Consider the following 7,987-nt stretch of genomic DNA (forward strand, 5'->3'; position numbering starts at 1 on the left):
CCCCGTCGGATACGGTTCGACTGGCGCCCCGGCGGGTCCTCCGGGGAGCTCACTTTGCCCTTCGGTTTATTTCTTTACTTCTGCCGCAATATGGTATAGGCTGTTTCGTTGCGCTGGAATTCGACTCTGGTGGCCGTGGAAACCTTGCTCACAACGGTTTGCAAAAACCGATTTGACAAGGTTATTTCGTGCTATCTGGGGCCGATGATTCCACAGCAGACCGAATGCTAATTTACCAGCGGTTTCGGTGGTTTCAGTCCAGGAGACCACCATCCGCGTGAGGTGCTGGAAGGACCCATCTTGGCAGTCTCCCGCCAGACCAAGTCAGTGGCCGATATCCCCGGGGCTCCTAAGCGATACTCGTTCGCGAAAATCACGGAGCCCATCGCCGTTCCGGGTCTTCTTGACCTGCAACGTGACTCCTACGCATGGCTCGTCGGCACACCTGAGTGGCGTGCCCGCCAGCAGGAGGAGTTTGGTCCTGAGACCCGCGTCACCAGCGGTCTCGAGGACATCCTCGAGGAGCTCTCTCCGATCCAGGATTACTCCGGGAACATGTCCCTGTCCCTTTCCGAGCCACGTTTCGAACCGGTCAAGAACACGGTCGACGAGTGCAAGGAAAAGGACATCAACTACTCGGCACCGCTGTACGTCACGGCCGAGTTCATCAACAACGAGACCCAGGAGATCAAGTCCCAGACCGTCTTCATCGGTGACTTCCCGATGATGACCGAGATGGGCACGTTCATCGTCAACGGTACAGAGCGCGTCGTCGTGTCGCAGCTCGTCCGTTCCCCTGGCGTCTACTTCGATCAGTCGATCGACAAGTCCACTGAGCGCCCGCTGCACGCCGTGAAGGTCATCCCCTCCCGCGGTGCATGGCTGGAATTTGACGTGGACAAGCGCGACACCGTCGGTGTCCGCATCGACCGCAAGCGCCGTCAGCCGGTCACCGTCCTGCTGAAGGCACTGGGGTGGACCACCGAGCAGATCACCGAGCGCTTCGGCTTCTCTGAGCTGATGATGTCCACGCTCGAGTCCGACGGTGTGGCCAACACCGATGAGGCACTGCTGGAGATCTACCGCAAGCAGCGTCCGGGCGAGCAGCCGACCCGCGATCTCGCGCAGTCCCTGCTCGACAACAGCTTCTTCCGCCCGAAGCGCTACGACCTGGCCAAGGTCGGCCGTTACAAGGTCAACCGCAAGCTGGGACTCGGCGGCGACAACGAGGGTTTGCTGACCCTGACCGAGGAAGACATCGCCACCACGCTGGAGTACCTCGTCCGGCTGCACGCCGGCGAGCGCACCATGACCTCCCCGAGCGGCGTCGAGATCCCGGTGGAGACCGACGACATCGACCACTTCGGCAACCGTCGTCTGCGCACCGTCGGTGAGCTGATCCAGAACCAGGTCCGGCTGGGCCTGACCCGCATGGAGCGGGTCGTGCGTGAGCGCATGACCACCCAGGACGCCGAGTCGATCACCCCGACCTCGCTGATCAACGTGCGGCCGGTCTCGGCCGCGATCCGGGAATTCTTCGGTACTTCCCAGCTGTCCCAGTTCATGGACCAGAACAACTCGCTGTCGGGGTTGACCCACAAGCGCCGGCTGTCCGCGCTGGGGCCGGGCGGTCTCTCCCGTGAGCGTGCCGGCATCGAGGTCCGTGACGTGCACCCGTCCCACTACGGACGCATGTGCCCGATCGAGACTCCGGAAGGCCCGAACATCGGCCTGATCGGTAACCTCTCCTCCTACGCCCGCGTCAACGCGTTCGGGTTCATCGAGACCCCGTACCGCAAGGTCGTCGGCGGCAAGATCACCGACCAGATCGATTACCTGACCGCGGATGAAGAGGACCAGTTCGCCGTCGCCCAGGCCAACACCGAGGTCGACGACGAGGGCAACGTCGTCGAGGACCGGGTCACCGTCCGCGTGAAGAACGGTGACATCCGCGTCATCGACGGCCAGGACATCGAGTACATGGACGTTTCGCCGCGCCAGATGGTCTCCATCGGTACCGCGATGATTCCGTTCCTGGAGCACGACGACGCCAACCGTGCCCTCATGGGCGCGAACATGCAGAAGCAGGCTGTGCCGCTGGTTCGCGGTGAGGCCCCGTACGTGGGCACCGGCATGGAACTGCGTGCCGCCTACGACGCCGGCGACCTGGTCATCACCGAAAAGGCCGGTGTGGTCGAAAACGTCACCGCCGACTTCGTGACCATCATGGACGACGACGGCGTCCGCGACACCTACATGCTGCGCAAGTTCCAGCGGACCAACCAGGGCACCGCCTACAACCAGAAGCCGCTGGTCGATCTCGGCCAGCGTGTCGAGGCCGGCCAGGTGCTCGCCGACGGCCCCGGTACCTTCAACGGTGAAATGTCACTGGGCCGCAACCTGCTGGTCGCCTTCATGCCGTGGGAGGGCCACAACTACGAGGATGCGATCATCCTCAACCAGTCCCTGGTGGAGGATGACACCCTGACCTCGGTGCACATCGAGGAGCACGAGATCGACGCCCGCGACACCAAGCTCGGTGCCGAGGAGATCACCCGGGAGATCCCGAACGTCTCCGAGGATGTCCTGCGCGACCTCGACGACCGCGGCATCATCCGCATCGGCGCCGACGTCCGCGACGGCGACATCCTCGTCGGTAAGGTCACCCCGAAGGGCGAGACCGAGCTGACCCCGGAGGAGCGCCTGCTGCGCGCCATCTTCGGCGAGAAGGCCCGCGAGGTGCGCGACACCTCCATGCGCGTGCCGCACGGTGAGACCGGCAAGGTCATCGGCGTCCGCCGCTTCTCCCGCGAGGACGACGACGATCTGGCGCCGGGCGTCAACGAGATGATCCGCGTGTACGTGGCCCAGAAGCGCAAGGTCCAGGACGGTGACAAGCTCGCCGGCCGCCACGGCAACAAGGGTGTCGTGGGTAGGATCCTGGCTCCGGAGGACATGCCTTTCATGGCCGACGGCACCCCCGTCGACATGATCCTGAACACCCACGGTGTCCCGCGTCGTATGAACATCGGCCAGGTCCTGGAGATCCACCTCGGGTGGCTGGCCCACGCCGGCTGGCAGGTTGATCCGGCGGATCCGAAGAACGCCGAGCTCATCAAGACCCTCCCGGAGGACCTCTATGACGTTCCCGCGGACTCGCTGACCGCAACCCCGGTGTTCGATGGCGCCACCAACCAGGAGTTGGCGGGCCTGCTGCAGAACATGCGCCCGAATCGTGACGGTGACGTCATGGTCGACGCGAACGGCAAGACCGTGCTGCTCGACGGCCGCTCCGGCGAGCCCTTCCCGTACCCGGTGTCCGTGGGCTACATGTATATGCTCAAGCTCCACCACCTGATCGACGAGAAGATCCACGCCCGTTCCACCGGCCCGTACTCCATGATCACCCAGCAGCCGCTGGGTGGTAAGGCCCAGTTCGGTGGCCAGCGGTTCGGTGAGATGGAGGTGTGGGCGATGCAGGCTTACGGCGCCGCCTACACCCTGCAGGAGCTGTTGACCATCAAGTCGGATGACGTGACCGGACGTGTCAAGGTCTACGAGGCCATCGTCAAGGGCGACAACATCCCGGACCCGGGAATTCCGGAGTCCTTCAAGGTGTTGCTCAAGGAGCTGCAGTCGCTCTGCCTGAACGTGGAGGTCCTCTCCGCGGACGGCACCCCGATGGAGCTGTCCGGGTCCGATGATGACGAGCTGGACCAGGCCGGTGCCTCGCTGGGCATCAACCTCTCCCGTGACGAGCGTTCCGACGCTGACATCGCCTAAACGCCCGTAACACCAGGTCCGGGCGTCGGGGCCGGGGTCTTGGAAACCAGGACCCCAGCCGCGCCGCCCCGGGCATAACCACCGCTATTTTCTAAACGCCATCAAATCTCCCGGGCAGCCGGGAGGAAAGGGAGTTACGTGCTCGACGTCAACTTCTTCGACGAACTCCGTATCGGCCTAGCCACCGCCGACGATATTCGCCGTTGGTCCAAGGGCGAGGTCAAGAAGCCGGAGACCATCAACTACCGCACCCTCAAGCCCGAGAAGGACGGTCTGTTCTGTGAGCGGATCTTCGGTCCCACCCGGGACTGGGAGTGCGCCTGCGGCAAGTACAAGCGCGTCCGTTACAAGGGCATCATCTGTGAGCGCTGCGGCGTCGAGGTGACCAAGTCCAAGGTGCGCCGTGAGCGCATGGGCCACATTGAGCTGGCCGCCCCGGTCACGCACATCTGGTACTTCAAGGGTGTGCCGTCCCGGCTGGGTTACCTGCTGGACCTGGCCCCGAAGGACCTGGAACGCATCATCTACTTCGCCGCGAACATCATCACCGGTGTTGACGATGAAGCCCGCCACAATGACCTGACGACTCTGGAAGCTGAGATGCTCCTGGAGAAGAAGGACGTGGAATCCGACGCTGAATCCGATATCGCTGAGCGTGCCCAGAAGCTCGAGGAGGACCTCGCAGAGCTGGAGGCCAACGGTGCGAAGGCAGACGCCCGCCGCAAGGTGCAGAATGCCGCGGACAAGGAGATGCAGCACATCCGCGAGCGCTCCGAGCGCGAGATTGAGCGGCTGGAGGAGATCTGGCAGACCTTCGTCAAGCTCGCCCCGAAGCAGATGATCATCGATGAGTACCTCTACGAGGAGCTCATCGACCGCTACGAGGACTACTTCACCGGCGGCATGGGCGCGGAAGCCATCCAGACCCTGATCCGCAACTTCGACCTCGACGCCGAGGCCGAGGAACTGCGCGAGATCATCAACAACGGCAAGGGCCAGAAGAAGATGCGTGCCCTCAAGCGCCTGAAGGTCGTCGCGGCCTTCCAGCGCTCGGGCAACGACCCGGCCGGCATGGTGCTCAACTGCATCCCGGTCATGCCGCCGGAGCTGCGTCCGATGGTCCAGCTCGACGGTGGCCGTTTCGCCACCGCCGACCTGAACGACCTCTACCGTCGTGTGATCAACCGCAACAACCGTCTCAAGCGCATGATCGATCTGGGCGCGCCCGAGATCATCGTGAACAACGAGAAGCGCATGCTGCAGGAGTCCGTGGACGCCCTGTTCGACAACGGCCGCCGTGGCCGCCCGGTCACCGGACCGGGCAACCGTCCGCTGAAGTCGCTGTCTGACCTGCTCAAGGGTAAGCAGGGCCGGTTCCGTCAGAACCTGCTGGGTAAGCGTGTCGACTACTCGGGCCGTTCGGTCATTATCGTCGGCCCGCAGCTGCGGCTGCACGAGTGTGGTCTGCCGAAGCTCATGGCACTGGAGCTGTTCAAGCCCTTCGTCATGAAGCGTCTGGTGGAAAACGACTACGCGCAGAACATCAAGTCCGCCAAGCGGATGGTGGAGCGGCAGCGCCCCGAGGTGTGGGATGTCCTGGAAGAGGCCATCTCCGAGCACCCGGTGATGCTCAACCGTGCGCCCACCCTGCACCGCCTGGGTATCCAGGCCTTCGAGCCGGTGCTCGTCGAGGGTAAGGCCATCCAGCTGCACCCGCTGGCCTGTGAGGCCTTCAACGCCGACTTCGACGGTGACCAGATGGCGGTCCACCTGCCGCTGTCCGCCGAGGCACAGGCTGAGGCACGCGTCCTGATGCTCGCCTCGAACAACATCCTGTCCCCGGCGTCCGGTAAGCCGCTGGCGATGCCGCGTCTGGACATGGTCACGGGTCTGTACTTCCTGACCATGGACAAGTCCGAGAGCGACCAGGGCGGCGAGGGTCGTTACACCCCCGCCGACGAGAACGGTCCGGCCCGCGGCGTGTACTCCACTGTCGCGGAGGCCATCATGGCCAACGACCGTGGTGTGCTGGGTCTGCAGGCTCCGATCAAGGTGCGTATCTCGCACCTGCGTCCCCCGGCGGACATCGAGGCTTCGCTGTTCCCGGACGGCTGGCAGCAGGGTCAGGTCTGGACCGGGGACACCACCCTGGGCCGGGTCATGTTCAACGAGCTGCTGCCGTGGAACTACCCGTACCTGGAGGGTGTCATGGTCCGTAAGGGTGGCGGCGCGGGCAAGATCCTGCTCGGCGACGTGATCAACGATCTGGCGGCCCGTTACCCGATGATCACCGTGGCCCAGACCATGGACAAGATGAAGGACTCCGGCTTCTACTGGGCAACCCGTTCCGGTGTCACCATCTCCATGTCCGACGTGCTCGTGCTGCCGAACAAGCACGAGATCCTCGACCAGTACGAGGCTGAGGCACAGGAGATCGAGCGGAAGTTCTGGCTCAAGGGCGCGCTCACCGAGCGTGACCGCTACGACCGTCTGGTCGAGCTCTGGCAGGACGCCACCAACAAGGTGGGTCAGGCAGTGGAGGATCTGTACCCGGACGACAACCCGATTCCGATGATCGTGAAGTCCGGCGCCGCCGGTAACATGCGTCAGATCTGGACCCTGGCCGGCATGAAGGGCATGGTCGTGAACTCCCGTGGTGAGTACATCACCCGGCCGATCAAGACCTCCTTCCGTGAAGGCCTGTCGGTGCTGGAGTACTTCAACAACTCCCACGGTTCCCGTAAGGGCCTGGCCGACACCGCCCTGCGTACCGCCGACTCGGGTTACCTGACCCGTCGTCTGGTGGACGTCGCGCAGGACGTCATCGTCCGCGAGGACGACTGTGGCACCCGTCAGGGTGTGCGGGTCCCGCTGGCGGAGAAGCTTCTCGACGCCGCCGGTGTCGCGATCGGTTTCTCCCGCCACGGTCTGGTGGAGACCTCGGTCTCCGGTCGTGTCCTGGCCACTGACGCCAAGAACGAGGCCGGCGACGTCGTGCTCGCCGCGGGCACCGAGCTCAACGAGCTCAACATCGACGCCCTCGTCGACGGTGGCGTGGCCGAGGTCAAGGTCCGTTCGGTCCTGACCTGCCAGACCGCCACCGGCGTGTGCGCCAAGTGCTACGGCAAGTCCATGGCCTCCGGCCAGCTGGTCGACATCGGCGAGGCTGTCGGCATCGTCGCCGCCCAGTCGATCGGTGAGCCCGGCACCCAGCTGACCATGCGTACCTTCCACCAGGGTGGTGTCGGTGGTGACATCACCGGTGGTCTGCCGCGTGTCCAGGAGCTGTTCGAGGCCCGTGTGCCGAAGAACCGCGCCCCGATCGCGTCGGTCGCCGGCACGATCAGCCTGGAGGACGAGGGTAACTTCTGGTCGTTGACCATCCACCCGACCGACGGTTCGGATGACGTGCTCTACGAGAAGCTGTCCAAGCGCCAGGGCCTGGCCCAGGTGCGGCGTCCGATGGAGTCCAACCCGGGAGCGTTCATCGAGCGGGCACTGCGCGACGGCGACACCGTGGAAGTGGGCGACCGCCTGCTCCGCGGTCCCGCCGACCCGCATGACGTGCTCGAGGTGCTCGGTCGCCGTGGTGTGGAACAGCACCTGATCGATGAGGTGCAGGCCGTGTACCGCACCCAGGGTGTGGCCATCCACGACAAGCACATCGAGATCATCATCCGGCAGATGCTGCGCCGCGGCACCGTCATCGAGTCCGGTTCGACCGAGTTCCTCCCGGGAACCCTGGTCGATCTCTCCGAGGCGAAGATGGCCAACGCCGAGGCACTGGCGGCCAGCGGTCAGCCGGCTGAGCTGCGCTCGGAGATCATGGGCATCACCAAGGCCTCACTCGCCACCGAGTCCTGGCTGTCCGCGGCCTCCTTCCAGGAGACCACCCGCGTGCTCACCGACGCTGCGATCAACAAGCGCTCGGACAAGCTGATCGGCCTCAAGGAGAACGTGATCATCGGTAAGCTGATCCCGGCCGGCACCGGTATCTCCCGGTACCGCAACATCTCCGTCAAGCCGACCGAGGCTGCGCGCAACGCCGCCTACTCGATCCCGACCTACGGTGATTCGATCTACGGTGACGACGGCTATGGTGAATTCACCGGACCTTCCGTGCCCCTGGACGAGGCGTTCTAGCCTCCGGCATTCGGTCTAGCTGAACAGACGGCCCGGTCCCGCTCCCTGTCACAGGGAGCGG

2 protein-coding genes are annotated in these 7,987 nt (G+C 64.4%); both read left to right on the top strand.

Annotated elements, in window-relative coordinates; translation table 11 throughout:
* The first annotated feature begins 282 nt into the window (after positions 1 to 282).
* Positions 283 to 3,783: a DNA-directed RNA polymerase subunit beta gene (locus ACQCVD_RS11625; protein ID WP_426823925.1), complete on the top strand. Its 3,501-nt coding sequence runs from the start codon at positions 283 to 285 to the stop codon at positions 3,781 to 3,783.
* Between the two features lie 138 nt (positions 3,784 to 3,921).
* The gene (locus ACQCVD_RS11630) at positions 3,922 to 7,926 is read left to right on the top strand and encodes a DNA-directed RNA polymerase subunit beta' (RefSeq protein ID WP_426823926.1); all 4,005 of its coding nucleotides are present in this window, start codon (positions 3,922 to 3,924) and stop codon (positions 7,924 to 7,926) included.
* Positions 7,927 to 7,987 lie beyond the last annotated feature (61 nt).

Origin of the sequence: Corynebacterium halotolerans (genome assembly GCF_050107895.1) — a bacterium.
Taxonomy (GTDB): domain Bacteria; phylum Actinomycetota; class Actinomycetes; order Mycobacteriales; family Mycobacteriaceae; genus Corynebacterium; species Corynebacterium halotolerans_B.